Source organism: Pedobacter sp. UYEF25 (assembly GCF_054061655.1).
On sequence record NZ_JBSSEL010000028.1, the window covers coordinates 1 to 16,769 of the forward strand.

18 protein-coding genes are annotated in these 16,769 nt (G+C 35.5%); 1 reads left to right on the top strand and 17 read right to left on the bottom strand.

Going from position 1 to position 16,769, the window contains the following annotated elements:
* Nucleotides 1-229: 229 nt before the first annotated feature.
* The 4 genes from ACVWYG_RS17995 to ACVWYG_RS18010 all read right to left on the bottom strand — a co-directional run bounded on the left by ACVWYG_RS17995 (nucleotide 230) and on the right by ACVWYG_RS18010 (nucleotide 4,357).
* On the bottom strand, nucleotides 230-730 hold the full coding sequence (locus ACVWYG_RS17995; protein WP_457272237.1) for a hypothetical protein: 501 nt from the start codon (nucleotides 728-730) through the stop codon (nucleotides 230-232).
* A 189-nt stretch (nucleotides 731-919) separates the two neighbouring features.
* Entirely contained in the window at nucleotides 920-1,843 is a 924-nt protein-coding gene (locus ACVWYG_RS18000; RefSeq protein WP_457272239.1) for a helix-turn-helix domain-containing protein, read from the bottom strand.
* A 16-nt stretch (nucleotides 1,844-1,859) separates the two neighbouring features.
* Nucleotides 1,860-2,675 (bottom strand): oxidoreductase, encoded by an 816-nt coding sequence (locus ACVWYG_RS18005; RefSeq protein WP_457272240.1) that lies wholly within the window; start codon nucleotides 2,673-2,675, stop codon nucleotides 1,860-1,862.
* A 356-nt stretch (nucleotides 2,676-3,031) separates the two neighbouring features.
* A complete protein-coding gene (locus tag ACVWYG_RS18010; RefSeq protein ID WP_457272242.1) occupies nucleotides 3,032-4,357 on the bottom strand; it encodes a tyrosine-type recombinase/integrase in 1,326 nt (441 codons plus the stop codon).
* 562 nt (nucleotides 4,358-4,919) lie between these two features.
* Between ACVWYG_RS18010 and ACVWYG_RS18015 the strand changes: the two genes are divergently transcribed.
* Nucleotides 4,920-5,153, top strand: coding sequence for a hypothetical protein (locus ACVWYG_RS18015; protein WP_457272244.1), 234 nt, complete (start codon nucleotides 4,920-4,922; stop codon nucleotides 5,151-5,153).
* A gap of 465 nt (nucleotides 5,154-5,618) precedes the next feature.
* Here ACVWYG_RS18015 and ACVWYG_RS18020 read toward each other — a convergent pair whose 3' ends face one another.
* From ACVWYG_RS18020 to ACVWYG_RS18080, 13 genes are all read right to left on the bottom strand, one after another.
* A complete protein-coding gene (locus ACVWYG_RS18020) occupies nucleotides 5,619-5,741 on the bottom strand; it encodes a hypothetical protein (RefSeq protein ID WP_457272245.1) in 123 nt (40 codons plus the stop codon).
* A gap of 145 nt (nucleotides 5,742-5,886) precedes the next feature.
* A complete protein-coding gene (locus tag ACVWYG_RS18025) occupies nucleotides 5,887-6,690 on the bottom strand; it encodes a hypothetical protein (protein WP_457272247.1) in 804 nt (267 codons plus the stop codon).
* A 232-nt stretch (nucleotides 6,691-6,922) separates the two neighbouring features.
* Entirely contained in the window at nucleotides 6,923-7,315 is a 393-nt protein-coding gene (locus ACVWYG_RS18030) for a hypothetical protein (protein WP_457272249.1), read from the bottom strand.
* Nucleotides 7,316-7,539: 224 nt separating this feature from the next.
* The gene (locus ACVWYG_RS18035; RefSeq protein ID WP_457272251.1) at nucleotides 7,540-8,355 is read right to left on the bottom strand and encodes a DUF4099 domain-containing protein; all 816 of its coding nucleotides are present in this window, start codon (nucleotides 8,353-8,355) and stop codon (nucleotides 7,540-7,542) included.
* 11 nt (nucleotides 8,356-8,366) lie between these two features.
* Nucleotides 8,367-9,542, bottom strand: coding sequence for an ArdC family protein (locus tag ACVWYG_RS18040; RefSeq protein ID WP_457272253.1), 1,176 nt, complete (start codon nucleotides 9,540-9,542; stop codon nucleotides 8,367-8,369).
* A complete protein-coding gene (locus tag ACVWYG_RS18045) occupies nucleotides 9,529-9,690 on the bottom strand; it encodes a hypothetical protein (protein WP_457272255.1) in 162 nt (53 codons plus the stop codon). The genes ACVWYG_RS18040 and ACVWYG_RS18045 overlap by 14 nt, the downstream gene beginning before the upstream one ends.
* Before the next feature lie 4 nt (nucleotides 9,691-9,694).
* Nucleotides 9,695-10,381, bottom strand: a complete 687-nt coding sequence (locus ACVWYG_RS18050; protein WP_457272257.1) for a M23 family metallopeptidase — start codon at nucleotides 10,379-10,381, stop codon at nucleotides 9,695-9,697.
* The gene (locus tag ACVWYG_RS18055; RefSeq protein ID WP_457272259.1) at nucleotides 10,311-12,269 is read right to left on the bottom strand and encodes a type IV secretory system conjugative DNA transfer family protein; all 1,959 of its coding nucleotides are present in this window, start codon (nucleotides 12,267-12,269) and stop codon (nucleotides 10,311-10,313) included. Before ACVWYG_RS18055 ends, ACVWYG_RS18050 begins: the two co-directional genes overlap by 71 nt.
* 121 nt (nucleotides 12,270-12,390) lie before the next feature.
* Nucleotides 12,391-13,245 (bottom strand): conjugative transposon protein TraN, encoded by an 855-nt coding sequence (gene traN / locus ACVWYG_RS18060; RefSeq protein WP_457272261.1) that lies wholly within the window; start codon nucleotides 13,243-13,245, stop codon nucleotides 12,391-12,393.
* A gap of 2 nt (nucleotides 13,246-13,247) precedes the next feature.
* Nucleotides 13,248-14,492 carry a conjugative transposon protein TraM gene (traM, locus tag ACVWYG_RS18065; RefSeq protein WP_457272263.1) on the bottom strand — a complete coding sequence of 415 codons (1,245 nt, stop codon included), beginning with the start codon at nucleotides 14,490-14,492 and terminating at the stop codon, nucleotides 13,248-13,250.
* Complete coding sequence (locus ACVWYG_RS18070) at nucleotides 14,492-14,947, bottom strand: hypothetical protein (RefSeq protein ID WP_457272264.1); 456 nt, start codon at nucleotides 14,945-14,947, stop codon at nucleotides 14,492-14,494. Before ACVWYG_RS18070 ends, traM begins: the two co-directional genes overlap by 1 nt.
* Nucleotides 14,925-15,539, bottom strand: coding sequence for a conjugative transposon protein TraK (traK, locus tag ACVWYG_RS18075; protein WP_457272266.1), 615 nt, complete (start codon nucleotides 15,537-15,539; stop codon nucleotides 14,925-14,927). The genes ACVWYG_RS18070 and traK overlap by 23 nt, the downstream gene beginning before the upstream one ends.
* Before the next feature lie 73 nt (nucleotides 15,540-15,612).
* Nucleotides 15,613-16,767 (bottom strand): plasmid transfer protein, encoded by a 1,155-nt coding sequence (locus tag ACVWYG_RS18080; RefSeq protein WP_457272267.1) that lies wholly within the window; start codon nucleotides 16,765-16,767, stop codon nucleotides 15,613-15,615.
* Between the last annotated feature and the right edge of the window lie 2 nt (nucleotides 16,768-16,769).

The following is a 16,769-nucleotide window of genomic DNA, read 5'->3' on the forward strand; positions in this document are numbered from 1 at the left end:
AGCTACTCCTGAAAGTCGCCACCGAGAGGCCTACTCTCATCTCTTTTTAAAGCATCAAACTGCTTCCGCAATCTGTTCAAGACACACACGTTTTGAAAATTTGCGCAGAAATGGCATTACTTGCAGAACCATTGTGGCACCGCACTAAATTAGGTAAATAACTGATGAATTAACAGAACCACTGTCAGCCATTTTTACGCAAATTTGCTGTTACCAGCAGTATTTTTATTCAATTATTTACTAGTTTTTTAGCTCGTTCTGAAATTAACCAAAAATATTTACTGTCCTTTTTTATTTGTTCAATTGTCTTTCCTAAAGTTTCTTTGAGATTTAGTTCAGAATTAAGCCCTGTAAGTTCAATTATTTTTAGTTGTCGTCTTTTGTCTTTATGCAGTTCGAGTTTGTTAATTAAGGTCAATCTAAAGTCTTCATTAGTTTCATTTTCAACTAAAGTTCTACATGAAGCAAATAATTCATCATCATGTTCGGTATTTAATGCGATTTCAATTAATTCGTCACAGGTCGGAATTGGGAGTTTTCCGAGTATATTGTAACCACCTCCATGTTGATAGCTGTCAACATAATAACTTAACCATTTTTCGTTTTCATTTTTGTCGAAGTAGGTTTTTGTCCATTTAGAATTGTCAATATTTATTAATTCAAGTTGAGAAACCTTTTTTTCTATAAGTTTTAAGTTAGAAATCAGAAGTCGTTCAGTTAAATTAATCATTTGCGCTTATTAGGTAATATTGCTGGTAACGTTTCTCGGCTTGGCGATGTGGCGGAAATCGAAGCGCAAATGTTCAATTTTGCACTAAAGTTCAATGGAAGAACTGAACTTGAACTTATCACTAAACCCGCCATATCGCCAAACCGATGTTGGCAGCACGGGCTTTTGTCCGCCATGGTGTTTCGTCGATCAATTAAACGACTGTCTAAATTCTAATGGCGAAATTTTTGTTTTTGTCTTGAAAAGTTTACTGAAGGATTGCGAATGTTCAAAGCCCAATTCGTAAGCGATTTCGCTTATGGAAAGTTGGGTGGTAGATAATTTTTCTTTCGCTTTTTCAATTAGTTTGTCGTGAATGTGTTGCTGTGTGCTTTGCCCCGTCAGCGTTTTAAGCAAACGGCTTAAATAGCTTACCGATACATTTATTTTTTCAGAGATAAACTGAACGGTTGGCAACCCTTTTGAAATCAAATCATCATTATTGAAATAATCTGCAAGCAATTTTTCCAATCTTTCCAAAATTCTATGATTGGCTTTCTTGCGTGTAAGGAATTGACGTTGATAAAAACGCTCGGAATAACTTAGCAATGTTTCTAAATGCGCAATAATGATGTTTTGGCTGAAATTATCAATGTTAGAATCGTACTCTTGTTTTATATTTTGGACAATGCCATTTAATGTTGCTTCTTCTTTCTCAGAAAGGAATAATGCCTCATTTACAGAGTAATCAAAAAATTCGTATTGTTTAATTGTTTTTGCAAGCGTCGTGTTCCAAATAAAATCGGGGTGAATGAGTAACATCCAACCTGAAGGTTTTTCAGGATTTTCTTCTTCATTACTTTCAAATTTTAAAACCTGGTTAGGCGACATAAAAAATAATACACCATCATCGTCAAAATCGTAAAGCTGTTGCCCGTATTTGTACTTTATGCCATTCATACGTTTCAACACAATAAGATAAAAATCAAACACGGCATTAATAGCGCTGTAGTCGGGCAAGTGGGCGTCGTCCATTATTACTACGCTGATCAAAGGGTGTTCGGGCTTGGATAAGCCTCTTAACCGATGGAACTCACTAATCGATTTTATTCTGATTGGTTTTAAATTGATCATAAACAACGGTGCAAATTTATTTTAGTTGACTATTCATCATTTTGTCAAATATCTTATCGCTTAATAGTTTTCTTAAAAACAGGACAAACTTCATCATAGCGCCGCCTACATATCTTGTTTTAGGATTGGTCGCTTCTATGCCTTGTTTGATGAGTTTAGCAATCGAAATTGGTTCAGGATAACCTTTTACTTTTTCCGGGCTATAAAAGCTGTTATTCACCTTTCTTGCCAATTCCTTGTACACTGTTTTACCGGAAACACGCATCAGGTATTCACTTGATATTGCTGCTATTTCCGTTTTAGTACCGCCCGGTTCAATTACAATTACGTCAATGCCAAATTGTTTCACTTCATTGCGCAGCGCATCACTTAATGCCTCTACCGCAAATTTACTTGCACTGTACCAACCACTCATTGCAAGACTAAACTTGCCGTTGACAGATGAAATATTTACAATTTTTCCGTAGTTGTTTTTTCGCATAGCCGGAAGCACCAATTGTATCAACCGAGCCGCACCAAAGAGATTTAATTCTAATTGATATTTTGCATCAGCAATAGGTACATCTTCCAACGCACCAAAATTACTAGAACCTGCATTGTTTATTACGATGTCTATACTGCCTGCCTCTTTCAAAATTTGTTCAACACACCCAATAAGGCTTTCTTCTTTCGTCACGTCTAATGAAATCGGCTTAATGCCAAAGTTTTTTAACTCCTGCATTTTCTCTGTTCTCCGTGCAGCACCATAAACATTGTAACCGTTCTGTGCCAATAAAACTGCGGTTGCTTTTCCTATTCCTGAAGAAGCCCCTGTAACCAATACTGTTTTCATTATACTTATTTTTTCGTTAGTGCAAAATTGAATCAAAGAACAAAGATTGATGTAGCCATTTTTGACAATTTTGTAGCCGGAAATGAAGCCATTGATTGTAAGCCTGAATAATTGTATAGTTGTGATAATTTTCCATAAGTTAGTGAAGGACTGTCCCGCGAATGGTTGTCGATAGGTATTTGTCTATTTAAATATGGTTGCTTCCACCAAATAGTGAATTATCAGTGGGTAGTCCACCGATGAATTTTTTAAAGTGTCGGGTTATGCGGTCGTTTAGCCTTGCTGCCAACTAGTAAACATGCGCTATGGTATAGCGTATATATTTCATTTAAGCTAACCAAATTTATCATAACATTTCAAATATTCAAACTATCTAATGGGCTTTTTATCAAACTTATTTGCTTTGTACTTACATAGGTATAAATCTCGGTTGTTTTCGTACTGCTGTGCCCCAACAGTTGTTGGATATACCTAATGTCTGTTCCGGCTTCCAACAGATGCGTGGCAAATGAGTGCCTGAGCCAGTGCAGCGTTGGCTTTTGTTTCAAACCGGCCTTTTTACACGCGTTTCCCAATACCTGTCTGAGCGAACTTACCGAATATTTATCTCCATACTGTCCCTCAAAAAGATAGTTGGTCGGTCTATATGCAGCATAATATAATTTCAGCTGTGCCAAAAGCTTTACCGATAACATGACCATACGGTCTTTACTTCCCTTTGCCTTACAGATTGAAACGAGCATACGTTTACTATCTATATCTTCAATTTTTAGACTGATCACTTCTCCTGCCCTCAGCCCACATCCATAAATGAGACTGAGCATGGTTTTATGTTTCAAGTTTTCACAGCTCCTTATAATCGATGCTATAACCGAAGAATCCAATACTTTCGGTAAAACCCTTTCTTTCTGTGGCCTGATAATCTGATTTTTATAAGTACCCAATCCCAATATGTGTCTGTAATAATAGAGCACCGCATTGATCAAAGCATGAGAGCTGCTTGTTCCCAGATTGTTCTGCATACCTAAACGGATTACAAGCGCATTCACCTCATCGGCAGTCAGCTGATCTATCTCTTTTTTTAGGCTATGACAATAGTATTTAAAATTGAAGAAAGAGACATAATAGTTCTGGATGGTATTCAAACTGTAATTGCTTGCCTTTAAGTGTATAAGGTACGCATCAGGAACCGATATATCTGTAGCATAACTTTGGCTCCAGATAACAGAGTAGAGATAAAGGCTGTTGATTTTTACATGTTGGTGAAAAGAGATAAATATCTTTCCCTTAACGGTCTGCAATAATTTTAACAGATACTTTTCTTGGTAAGGGATCAAAAAAACCGAAAGTTTTCTGTTGTACTTTACAAAGTCGAGCTTTGCAAGTATAGCTTTGCACACATTAATCTGTTCGGTGGCCAATAAATAATAGTTCACATCCTCAATAATCGCAGTTTTAACGAATATTTTTAGCTTCTTATAATTGTACTTTGGGATTTCAAAATGGTTGGCACTGGATTTAGGATATTGTTGCGCTTTTCTCACATATTGTGTATGGAGTTGACTTCTGTTAATGGTAAGTTTCCCTTGTGAAGCAGCAACAATTGTCTCTAGAATATCTTCTGTTGCCTCAGTATAAAGCAACTTACAGCATGCATCATAATGAAAAAATGAAAATTTCAATAGCCATTTGAATAGAAGGGGGTTTTTAAAAAAGGTGTATCTGTAAACCTTTCTGCCTTGAAAGTCGATTTCTGATATGTTTATTGATAGCCATCATAAATAGGTTTTAACCTAAAGTAAAAGCTAAGAAACAGTTAGTCGGACTTATCCGTTTATAAGCGGTTATATCCGGATACATACGGCTAGATAGCAAGCTTATTCAGCCTATGTCGTTTGTAAAGAGCAAATTGCTGAGGAAACGCATAGTTGTGAATTGCAATTTAGAACTGATTGAAAGTTCGCAAATAAATTAAAGTATTTTTCAACAATGGCTATCATTTAAAAACAATCTAAACTCTCATAAAACCGGTTTTTTTTGAGATTAGGACTAATAAATCAACTTATATTGTTAGAGATTTGCAAATTGATATATCTCATCGCCAAAAACAATAAAAATCCAATCACAAATGTCTAAAAAAAAAGAAATCACTTTCCCACAACAATTAGATTATTATTGGTTGGGAGATCAATGAAATTATCAAATAGCCACTGTTTATCTCTACGAAAAATCGTATATTTAAGTATGAAAACTGCATTCTATTTAGTTGTTACCTGCTTCATTTCAACCGGCGCTATGTTTGGAGCTTTGGGGGCAAAAAATCCATCTCCTTTGTTTGGAATAGCTTTCGGTATTTGGGCCTTATTTATTTGGGGAGTAGCGCGACGAGAAAAGGAATCGGCTAATAGGAAGGGTCGAGAGCGTTTGTTTCAAGAATACATGCGAAATCAACTCATGAATAATCGGAATAGAAACTAGGTTGATGAATTGATTAATCTGTATTAACAGCAATTATCTAAAAACTAGTTCATAAGCTAGTTTTAGATTATTGTCTTCGGAACGGTTAAGCATTTTTCTATAGTCAGCAAAAGATTATAAAAAATTAATTGATTTCGGATTGCGTTCTTCAAATCAGTTGCATTTCAGAGCCAAGATCATAGACAAATCGCGGGTAGGCCGCAACGTTCTTTCATCAAAGGAAAGGAATATTGCGTGCGGTTTTGATGATAGATTGTTGCTCTTGGAACAAATCTTGTTTTATGCCGGTTTTGTGCCACGGATAAAAAAAATGGTTCCCGGTGTAGGTTTACCGGAACGTGGATACCATTTTTTGGTGCTAAAGCAATAAATTAAGATTTGTTAGTTTGATAGCTATTTCGAGATAAGGTAATCTGTTATATCTATCAGGAAATCTTCCCCTTTAATTACATAAGCTGAAAGAATTTAAAAGTGAATGTTTGGACTTAATTCATTTTTTAGCGTGTCCAATGCATAGAATATATCGTTGCTTTCCACAGCAAAATTTCCAAAACATTCTATTTCTATTATATAACGTTCTGATTCCATAGTCTTAATTATTTATGCAAGATTAATAGTCAAAATAATCACGTGGTAAAATTTGTTGTTTTAGATTCTTTGGAAAGAAATAAAATAAAACGGGACAACTATTTTGCCCCGTACTTCATAAAACCTAACGGTATAATTAGGTTAGTTACCTACCTCTTCCCTTCTTTTGAGTAGGGGGTACTTCTACAGGATCGCCCTGTTTTAAATCCTTAATTGAGTCGTCTTGTTTCTGTAAAGCTTCATTTGCTTTTGCAGTTACCTCTTTGCTAAAAATTGCTTTTAGGTTGGCATCGGCAAAGTCTAATGATTTATATTGTGGGTTTGCAGAAACAAAGCCCTTAATTTCTAAGCCATTTCTTAAAAAATTAACTTCAGTTTGGTTTCCCTTTTCTAACGACTTAATTAGTCTCTCTTTAATTTCTTGATTGTCTAGACCTTTAATCGTCGAGTTTTCTAAAGTTTGGTTCAAATCAAAACCGTAATTCTCATTAAATGATTTTACCAAGTGATTGTCTTTAACTTTTTCTGCCTGCAAATCCAGCTTCAACCAAACATTTGCTTTTTCCCCACTTTTAAGAATAATATCTTTGTTTACCGCCCGACCAGACAATAAGTTATAGGCTTCTTTTGCGGTTACACCCTTACCTTTATTTACATAGAAGGTTTGAGCAACAGCATCCTTCTCTCCGGCTGTTTTAAGTTCAGCTGTATAATTATTTAGAAAAAACACATCGCCTTCTTTACCCTTGGAGAAATTCAATTCATAGGCAATGTTATCGTTAATTTTAACATTATCTTTTTGAGTTGACGATGGTATTGAGGTATCTGTTGTTAACTTAAAACCGGTATTTCCCTTCAACATGGACTCTTTTAAGCTTTCATTAAGCTTACCTCCAAAACCAAGATACTTTAGATTGTTTTCTAGGTACTCTAAATTTTTTTCATTCATAACTTTTGTAGATTAATATTTGATTTATTTTACTTTTTCGATTTGGATAGGTTTTACATCAGGGATAGAAATTTTTATCCTTTTTGCTCACCTAGGTGTAAGGGCAGGCAAAAAGATAGAGATGGATAGCCCGCTCGGATGCCCAAAGCCAACTATAGTAGTGTTGTTCTAACATGCTTTCTTTGAACTCACATTCGGAATGAATTATAGAATTTAGCTCTAATCTCTTCAGCTAGTTTGAAACGAGCTGCTCCAAAAAAGAAACATGCGATTTAGACTTAAAAGTCCGAATATGGGATCTAAAATTTGTAGCCTTACAAAAAGCTGAATAGCTAAAATTTGATTGATTAAGGAAAAAGGTTTTCTCCTTGAACTTGACCATAATGCGTTCATCGATAATTGATATCCTGGCACCTAAATTTGAAAGTGCTAAAGCTATTTTAACATCAGAAATTTGCCCTAAGACATCATTAGAAAATATTAATCCAATACGTCTACCAGTTAATCTCGACTTAATCCAGTTTATTTGCTCATGCGATATTTTGTTTCCAACAGCAATAAAAAGCAAACTTTCTAAACTTTGAAATTTATGTAAGTTTATTGAAGAAAAACTAATTGCTTCCATCGCAGATGAACAGATGAAAATCTGTTTCGCTAGGCGGATATTTCCGCACAACCAACTATTGTTGCTATTGGGTACTAGATGAAAGGCTAGACCAAAATGCTCGATGTTGTTTTGGTCATAATGAAAAATCAGACTACCGATTTTGTCGATTTGGTAACTTTCTGCGAAAAATTCTTGAACACACTCTTTTACTCCAAGTTTAGTTAGGAAAGGGTATGGTAACATTATCTTGAAGTTCCTGATCGATTGTAGCCGCGAAAATACTCATTGCTTTTTACCCGCTCGGTATCAGGGTTTTTGTCTATCATTTTATCTTTCATAGATTGAGATTTCATATCTCTAAAAGCTTGTTCGTATCCCTTTCCATAATCTTTAGACTTCAATTCATCGCGCTCTTTGCCGATTAGAGCGTTTAAACCATTCATCAATAAATAAGAAATCCCACCATCTAACAATAGAGAAACAATTAGCGCACTTTTACTTGAGACAATTCCTCTTCTATCAACATTACTCATTTGAAAAACAGCTCCATCCTGAAGCTCTACCTCTTTTCCTTTTTTATATCGATCCTTTTGTTCTGCGGTTAACTTTTCATTATTCACCATATCTGGCACAGTGATTTTTTGGGTATCTGTGAGTATGAATTCTTTAGTATCTCTATCAAATTCTACCAATATTTCCTTTTTATTACCCGCTTCATCAAGCGTAGTCTTATAAAGATTAACCTTTTCTCCACTTTCCAGATTTTGCGCTTCAAGATTCGTTAGAAAAGGAGGATAATTGGGTTCCCTATAAATGGGATGGATTAGCAAATCTAACTTACCCTTAGCATTAGGTTTCAAAGATATTTTTGCATCGAGTTGGTCTATGTTTAAGCTACCTGCAGAAAGATTTTTTAGACTAATCATATCCGTTCTTTTACCAGATAGAAGTGCATGTAAATCATCCATATCCATTACAATGTTTCCTTTATTTACCAATCCAATTTTAGCCAAAACATTTATTGGAAGGTCTTTTTGTTTAAAAATTTCTCGTAACATAATCCTTAAGTTTATCGTTTATTTGTTTTTTGAAGTGGATTGCTTAATTCTTCCATCTGATGCTGAGTCCTTAATTCCTGCTGTTTTGCTTGAACTAAAGACTTATACAGGCCATCATCATGGGAAAGTTTGAACCTATTACCTGTAGTTAAATCTTCCATGGATAGCATTCGATTACGAAAGGAACTAATTACTTTGAACGAAGCACTTTTGTAATCAACAACGTCATTAATTAAAAGGGAGGTTTCTGGTTTTTTTACATCAATTTCCTGTTCAATTTCTCTTTTTTGCTCAAATGATAAAATCTTGTCCGTGATTTTTTGCGCATCGGAAGATGCCTTATGGATTTCAAAAGAATCGTCCTGCAAAATTCTCACCCAGCTATCCACATATGCGGCATGCTGCCCAAAATTATGGCCGATATTTAGTTCGCTGCCAATCATTAGAGAAGCAATCTCAGCTCTTAATTCCTCCCGTGCATATTCTTCAGTACCGAACGTTCCTTTTAAGTCTCTATTTAATCGGTCAGCATGACCTGTCCAATGCCCTAGTTCGTGCAGGAGCGTAGCATAATATTTAGCACCACTATCAAACTGATGTTTCTCGGGCATTTGTATATAATCCCTGCTTGGCACATAATAAGCTTTATTTCCGCCATGCCTTAAATCAGCATTTGTATTTGCAACTATAATTTCTGCTCTCTCTATATTCGTCCATTGTTGACTTGGCTCATCTTTCCTTTCTTGCTGTAGAGTCGGAATGCCATCAATTTGCGAGGCATTAAATACCCAAGCACAGGTTATTACCGGTCTAGATAGCCAAACGACAATTTTTTTAGGTTTACCTAAATGATCCAAAACCGGTTTTCCCTTTTTGTCCAATACCTTTTTTAGATCGTGGGTTTTAACAAAATTGATTTGAGTTCCTTTTGCTCCCTTTATAACTTTCCAATTTTTACCTTCGGCTTGCTTAAACGTAAGCCACCGAGGATCTTGCATCTTTTGCATAGAAAGCCAAAGGGTATTCATTCCCCGGTATGCTTTATTTGTCGTTGGATTATAGGGCAAATTAAAGTTAGCACTACTGTGCTCGGTCCATGGTTGCTGAAATGGAGAAGTACCTTTTTTTAGTTGGTCTATCAATCTTTCTGCTACAAGTTCAAATAATGCTTTCTTAGTCTCCATCATCGCCCTCACTTTCTATCATTTGATCTTCTATCGACAGAATATCGGATGTACTAATGCTGTAGATATCGATTTCAGAAATATCGAGCGTAATGTCTCTATCAGACACCAATCGTAACTTCTCTTTGAGCCTGTTTTCTATATTGGTCATATTTCTAATTTAGTAGTGTATAGTAAAGCATGTTGCCATTTAGATTCATAATCTGATACAGGAATGGTAGCGGGTCGATAAATTTATTCTTATATTTAATCGAGAAATGTAGGTGTTCACCTGTTACACGACCCGTTTTCCCCGTAATTCCCAGCGGACTTCCTGGAGCGACAAATTGACCAGCCTCAACAAACTGTAAGGAAAGATGTCCATAAATGCTTGAGTAATTCGCATGTGCTATCCTAATAAAATTTCCAACAATGCTATTGTAGCCAACCTCACTTACGATGCCATGCAGTATGGAATAAACGGTATCATTTCGAGCACTAAGGTCAATACCAGAGTGAAATTTATTTTTCTCCTTTGTTACGGGATGTGTTCGTAATCCAAATCCAGATGTTAGATAAATGCGTAAAAGAGGTAATCGCACTGTTTTTAACAACTTTAAAACATCGTAACTGCTACTGCTGTCTTTTGATTCTTCCAACAATGGTTGAGCTTTCCGTTTAATAGAGTCCTTTAACGTTATTTCGGCTCTTTTAGTAATGTTGATTGTTTGGATGTTGTTAAGTTGAATAATTGAATTAAATCCTTGTGCATTAACGGCGGTAGCATAAAAGCTAAAGATGATCGGCAACCAAATCTTCAATCTCCTTATTGATTTTGAGGAAATTCCTTCTAAGTGTTTCATCTTTTTTTCCGTTGAAATCATAAAATATTGGAAGTGAGCGATAATTTTTTTCTTCTTCCTGTATCTGTTTTATATCAAGGTTGATTTTACAATTGATAGCAGACGTTTCAAACTGACCGGTATATCCTTCGGTTACATCTGCAGCAATTACACCAACCATTTCACCGGCATTTAAGGAAGCAATTTTACCTGCCGGAATCAGAATTTCTAACTTTTCGTTGATAGACGTTGAGGTTTTATTTCTATCGATAGAAAGACTTTCGCCGATCTGTTTAGATTTTCCGAAAAGTCGCTCTAGCCAATCCAAAGTTTCTTTATTTCTTACGGAACCCGATACAACATTTCCAACCACAGATTGAATAGTAGCAGCTGCATTTTTACCATATTGTTGTTGAAACTGGGGCAATTCTTGTAAGCCCATCAACACTGCCACTTTATTGCTTCGAGCTGTGGCAATCAAATTCTCGACTTTATGTACGAATAGCGTAGGGATCTCATCAATAATAATGGCAGAGGGTAAATTTCCCTTCGAATTAATTAACCTAGTTAGGCGGTTCAGCACCACAGAATAGCAAGCTGAATTAATGTTTTGGGTATTTGGATCATTTGCCAAAACAAGTATCCCGGGGTGCTCCTTATCAGAAATTTTCAGATTAAAATCATTTCCGGAAAACACCCAATAAGTCTCTTTTGTAGCCAATCGGCTAATAAAAATCTTTAGCGTACCAACTTGTCCTTCCAACTGATCAAAGGCTTTCGCCTTAAACGCACTCATAAAAGGCGACAATAAAGAAACCAACTCAGGATCTGTAAAAAGCGTGGTAAAGATTTCCTCATAAGATCGATTTAAAAAACCTAAGATATGCGGTAAGCTTGAATACTTTCCATCCTTATATTTACTTAAAAAGTAAATGGATGAAGCTAAAAAATTCACAGCAGATTGCGTAAAAAAAGCATCGCTACCGCCAGACTTATCTCCCTTTTTTAAAGACTCTACCAAAGCTTCCGCAGTTTCAGAAGCATCTGCCAACGACTGAATATAATCGGCTCTTAGTGGGTTAATTCGTTTACTTTTTTCTACCTCATTTAAATTGATGACATGGAAATCGAAGTTTTTAAGCAATTTATTCTGCTTGGCCAAGAGATAGTGGTAATAGGCAATTTGGCCTAGATCCGGGAATTTGAAATCGTATAGGCAGATACAAAACTCCTTGGCAATCATTTGTCTTATAAATGGATTTACTATCGAGAAAGACTTTCCAGAGCCGGGTGTGCCAATAACCATCGTTGCACGAAATGGATTGACAAAATTTATCCATCCGTTCCAAACTTTCTTTTTGTAATAAAATAACGTGGGGATATTGACAGAATATGGCGTAACTATCTTCTTGGTTTGTTGCATAAAGCTTTCGCCTTCTACATTCCACTTGTCTTTACCTAACCCAGAGCGTATCAATTTAGAAACATTGTCCATCGCAACACTTACTACCAATGCTCCAAAAAAAGAGCAAAGCATGTAGCAAAGGTTAAACCAGCTGGTATATTTAAATACATATGAAGATTGCTTATTGTAGAAATAGATGCTGCCAAAAAATAAAATAAGACCAATACAAAGCGGATAGACAATTTGGGTTTTTGGATCTAAATCGAGTTTCTTTTTTGCTAATGTGCCAATACTAACCAAACAGATAAGTGTCAAAGTACATAGTTTACTAACCATTAAAGAGTTGTAAATAGGGATCTTCTCTACACGATATAGGGCATGAACGAATACACCCCAGAAAGGCGCATTGATGTATACAAAAATTATGAACTCGAAAATAACCATCATATAAATGGCAGATTGCAAAAATCCATGAAGCTTTTGTATTTCCTTGGTTTCCTCCATTTGAAAAATTCGAAAATTAAGTTTGCTTTAGTTAAGTCAATTAGAAGGTTTTAATTAACAACTCTTTAAATGCCTGATCGAACTTGTCAATACTTATATTCAAACATTCATCAATTTGTTATCATTCTATCACATCGGCGTTAAGTAAATCAGAATAATGCATTAGCAAAGTTATCGTCCTGCCAGATATTTGCTTTTCGTTCATCTCTACACTTAGAACTTTGTTGCCGGGAAACGTGAATTTTTTAAACACGTATACATTTCTGAAATAAGACTTAAAGGATTTTGAATCGTTCAAAATGAAGTCTGGTTTGATTTCAAGTGATTGAACATTGGTAGCTTTAACAATTTTCTTGTCTTCAATTTTAAACCTAACTTCATCTATGTCATATTTGAGGTTTGTTTTGTTTTTAAAAGAAATATCCAAGAAAACATAATCGTCAAGGGTGTAAATATTGTTCACCGTGGTCTTAATCCCATAGGCGTTTGCACTTATTGAAAATATTTTTGGTTTCCGTTTTATAACTTCCAAAGCATAGCTTCTCATTTCTCTTTCTGACATCGTTATACCTGGGATATTTAATGCTTTCATATCATTTGGTAGAACATCAATATTTGTCTTCAACAAGTTATCAGACGTGGAAGGATCGTAAATCACACTATATTGTGCAATAAATTTTTCGCCTACAATAGTTATAATTGCATTATCCGAATAGCCATAGGCTGCCTTTTTTAAGGAATCGATGTGCTTTATTCTAAGAATATTCTTAACAGGCAAATCCCCAAATATTCGTTTATTGGAAATATCTACATATTGAATAGGCTCGGGCGAGATAAAATGGACCGAAATATTATCGTTCAAATAAACGATGGGTAAATCTGTCTTGTTACCCCCCTCTGCTTGTTGAGATTTTTGGGCAAAACTTGTTGTGGCCGTTATGAAAATAACGGAGGCCAAATAAAAAATATTTTTCATGGTTAGTAATTCTTTTGAGCGTTTTGAAGCTCTTCGGTGTCTATTAAATAGATGTAGGTATTGTATTTGATTTTAGCTTTATTTTTACGGATAAGGCTGGCAATTGCTGTCGAGGTAGATTGAAAGACTTTATCTAATGCGCTCATCATAAATTGCTGTTGATTTTGAGAAGAGTTCTGCATGTTAAAGCCTTGCATTGAATTACTACCAAGGTTTTTTGAAAATTCTCGAAATGCAGACGCTGGAACGTATAAACCTGGCAGACCGTCTAAATCATATATATCTAATTTAACCGGTAAAATATTATCGTCTGATAAGATAGATTGAATGGTTAGGTTAACTCGTTGATCTGAAAAGCCAGATACTTCTGCGTACAAGTAGCTCCCACGTTTAATTAATTTGTTCCCCGCTTTCACATCTTCTAAAAGTCTTATTCGAATGCGTGAGCCTGCGTATCCAGTTACATTCTCATCTACAATAGCTTTTATAAATTCTTTATGTTTATGAGCATAAAGAGTATTGAAAATCTCAGCCGATCTATCGGGTTTGGTAACTTCAAGTCTAATTTGTGAACTACGAATTTCATCGGCTTTCTTCATGGCCAATTGCCGTTCCATTTCTGCTTTATATTCTGGATCTGAAGCCTTCCCCATACTGTCCATGTATGACATTTGCTTTTTAAATGTCTCCATCGGATCTGGCTCTTCAATAGAAGCATCGGTATTTTTTCGTTTACTATAGGCATTCCGATTTTGAGTTCCTCCGCTGGATAAATTTGAGAGAGCCGCTGCAAGAGCTTTGTCCTCTTGTGATAGTCTGTTATCTGCACTTCTTTTATATTGGGAATCACCTGAATAGGGTAAATAGTCTTTATTGCGTCCAATATTTGCACTCACTCTATTATATTTTCCGTTCATGGCTTGGTCGATAGAATCAAGCATCTGTTTCTCTCTATCAGAGTATCCATTACCATATCTTGCATCTTGGCTTTTTTCTTCGTCTAATGAATTAATTGCAGAATAACCGTCTGCTTGTTTATATTGATCGCGATAAGCATCTAACTTGTTAGTCAATTCTGACTTCTTTACTACATCAGAAACCTCAGCTACATTGTTTTGCATTTCGGCTTCGTTTTTTTCAACTACAGTCGTTTTAGCACTACTTCTATATACATAGAAAAAAAGGCATAAAAATGGCAATACCAATAATGGTATCACGTACTCAGGTCGTTTAAAATCTATCTTCATCACTTATTGGGATTAATTTGTCTATTCATTTCTTGCAACTGATTTAGATCTCGTTGCAATACTATACTATCTTGTTTGGTCAACTCCTTTTTGGCGATTATGCTATTAATTTGTTGCTTCAATTTTATAGTCTCTTTAAGATTTCCGGTCGTTTCAATAATTGAGTTAAGCCCATCATCAGCAGAAATATTAAATTTAGGAGGGGTGGTATGCGTGGCGTTAACTAACACTTTTTTGGGAGGTTCTATCTTTCCATCAACATTAAAAATAGTTAACGAGAGGATAAAAGAGGCTAATATCAAACCAACCATTATCCCAAAAATCGATTTCGGATATCTCGTTAGAATATTGTTTACTTTTTTCCCAAATAGATAAACGTAGGGCGAAAATTCCTTTTTCAGTTCAGTGAAAACAGTATCGTTTGAATTTCGGTTAGAATGAATTTTTTTGAACATTTTCTAAGTCTCTATTTTCTAATGTTTTCCAATTGATTATTAAAACGCCGTGAGGATTATTTTCAGAACGCGGTATATCTTTTAAATACCCCTCTGTTATCAAAGAACGTAGCACTGTTGAACTCCTTCGATCAATCTTCTGTTTACCGTAATATCTAAAATATTTTTTGGGCATATTTAAATAAATAGAATCCGTTTGCATTGTTAAAACCGAACTTGAAGACAGTATTGAAGTGAAATACCCTTTTTCTTTTAGGTTATTGTACTGTTGCACTCCACTTTCATCTACCAAATACATGGCCTTTTTCATTTGGTATTCAATATATTTATCGTCTGGTGTAAGAGAAAAGAAGATTGAGTGAAACAAATCTATATCCGCTTTATACTCTGCCGGACGATTTATGTTTACATCTGTCTGCTTAGCTAATATTGGGATATTATTATCTAGTATATATATGCTACGTCTAGCGATTGCAATCTGTTTATAAGCATATGCGCTAACAATCAAACTAATTATTATCGCCGTAATTAAACTGCCTATTGCAATGATGGTTGCTAGTCTTATTTTTGACTCTATATTTTTTACGAGCATTTTTTAAAAATTAAAAAGGCCGTCTCAAAAGAGACGACCTTATGTTATAAAATGTAAGTGGATGATTAATTTTCTAAAGTATTACGCCAACAGATTTTTTGGCACTTCCAACAATAATGCCGGCTCCTCTTCCAAAATTAGAAGCAGCAGAGCTAATACCCGAAGTAGAAATTATCCAAGTAGAGATACTCGGCACGGTAAACATGCAAATTGCTCCAATTATACAGGTTACAATAACAGTTCCGAATGAAAGGATACCATTTCCAGCAAAGAATGCCAACTTTTCTATCGTTGCCCTCGTCCCATCAACACCAAGAAGTTCTTTATATTTACTTATCTCAGATTCCATTGCATACTTCTGCATGTTAGCTACAATGTACATGATAAGATAGGCAACTCCAGAATATAGATTTACCGAAACGAATCTGCCAATCCATGTGTGTAAGCTATCTTTAAAAGCGGGTAAAATGCTTACGGCTACAGCAAACGGACCTAGAATAATTAGAATATTTGAATAAATTATTTGCAACAAAAACACTAGATACACGCCTACGCGCAGAATCCACAAGCCCAGCAGTTCTAGAAGCTGAGTAAATAGAAGTTGCATTCCCACTTGCAATCTGTTTCTCAACTCCAACAATGGACTTATAACCGTTGCCATACCTTCTTTAACAGTACTTGTTACAGAATCCCAGGCACGCTCGAGCATATTATCAGATTCTTTTGCAGCCACCTCTGTATCTGCCTGAAACGAATATAGGGAGTTTGCCAACTGCAACATGTAACCAGATCTTATGATTCTGAGATTATCTACATTAGCTTGTTCGCTTTTGAACATTTCCTCTGTTCTTTGAGCAACTAAATCTGTTGGAAATGCAATAATCTGGCAAAACACTTTCCACCAAATTATGATCATTACTAGGGCAAAAGGTCTAAGCAAGGGCATAATTTCTAGCTTCTTATCGCCAGACATCATCTCATATGACTTGATCGCAAAGTAAATTATCATAAAAATTGCGGCTAGTGCTTTTGCATCAGCAATAAATGTAGCAGATTGACTTCCCCAAATTCCGTTTTTAAATCCAACTAGAAATGTCCAAACACCATCTTCATAGACACCGTTTCCCTGCATATATTCAAGTGATTTCTGATTGGTAATTTGCGAAAATGCCATAGGAATTCCTATCAGCAATACCAATACTGCTGTTAAACTAAATTGTTTTTTCATGT

Coding starts and splice junctions, on each gene's coding strand:
- ACVWYG_RS17995 (WP_457272237.1), bottom strand. CDS start 730: ATGATTAATTTAACTGAACGACTTCTGATTTCTAACTTAAAACTTATA.
- ACVWYG_RS18000 (WP_457272239.1), bottom strand. CDS start 1,843: ATGATCAATTTAAAACCAATCAGAATAAAATCGATTAGTGAGTTCCAT.
- ACVWYG_RS18005 (WP_457272240.1), bottom strand. CDS start 2,675: ATGAAAACAGTATTGGTTACAGGGGCTTCTTCAGGAATAGGAAAAGCA.
- ACVWYG_RS18015 (WP_457272244.1), top strand. CDS start 4,920: ATGAAAACTGCATTCTATTTAGTTGTTACCTGCTTCATTTCAACCGGC.
- ACVWYG_RS18020 (WP_457272245.1), bottom strand. CDS start 5,741: ATGGAATCAGAACGTTATATAATAGAAATAGAATGTTTTGGAAATTTT.
- ACVWYG_RS18025 (WP_457272247.1), bottom strand. CDS start 6,690: ATGAATGAAAAAAATTTAGAGTACCTAGAAAACAATCTAAAGTATCTT.
- ACVWYG_RS18030 (WP_457272249.1), bottom strand. CDS start 7,315: ATGGAAGCAATTAGTTTTTCTTCAATAAACTTACATAAATTTCAAAGT.
- ACVWYG_RS18035 (WP_457272251.1), bottom strand. CDS start 8,355: ATGTTACGAGAAATTTTTAAACAAAAAGACCTTCCAATAAATGTTTTG.
- ACVWYG_RS18040 (WP_457272253.1), bottom strand. CDS start 9,542: ATGATGGAGACTAAGAAAGCATTATTTGAACTTGTAGCAGAAAGATTG.
- ACVWYG_RS18045 (WP_457272255.1), bottom strand. CDS start 9,690: ATGACCAATATAGAAAACAGGCTCAAAGAGAAGTTACGATTGGTGTCT.
- ACVWYG_RS18050 (WP_457272257.1), bottom strand. CDS start 10,381: ATGAAACACTTAGAAGGAATTTCCTCAAAATCAATAAGGAGATTGAAG.
- ACVWYG_RS18055 (WP_457272259.1), bottom strand. CDS start 12,269: ATGGAGGAAACCAAGGAAATACAAAAGCTTCATGGATTTTTGCAATCT.
- traN (WP_457272261.1), bottom strand. CDS start 13,245: ATGAAAAATATTTTTTATTTGGCCTCCGTTATTTTCATAACGGCCACA.
- traM (WP_457272263.1), bottom strand. CDS start 14,492: ATGAAGATAGATTTTAAACGACCTGAGTACGTGATACCATTATTGGTA.
- ACVWYG_RS18070 (WP_457272264.1), bottom strand. CDS start 14,947: ATGTTCAAAAAAATTCATTCTAACCGAAATTCAAACGATACTGTTTTC.
- traK (WP_457272266.1), bottom strand. CDS start 15,539: ATGCTCGTAAAAAATATAGAGTCAAAAATAAGACTAGCAACCATCATT.
- ACVWYG_RS18080 (WP_457272267.1), bottom strand. CDS start 16,767: ATGAAAAAACAATTTAGTTTAACAGCAGTATTGGTATTGCTGATAGGA.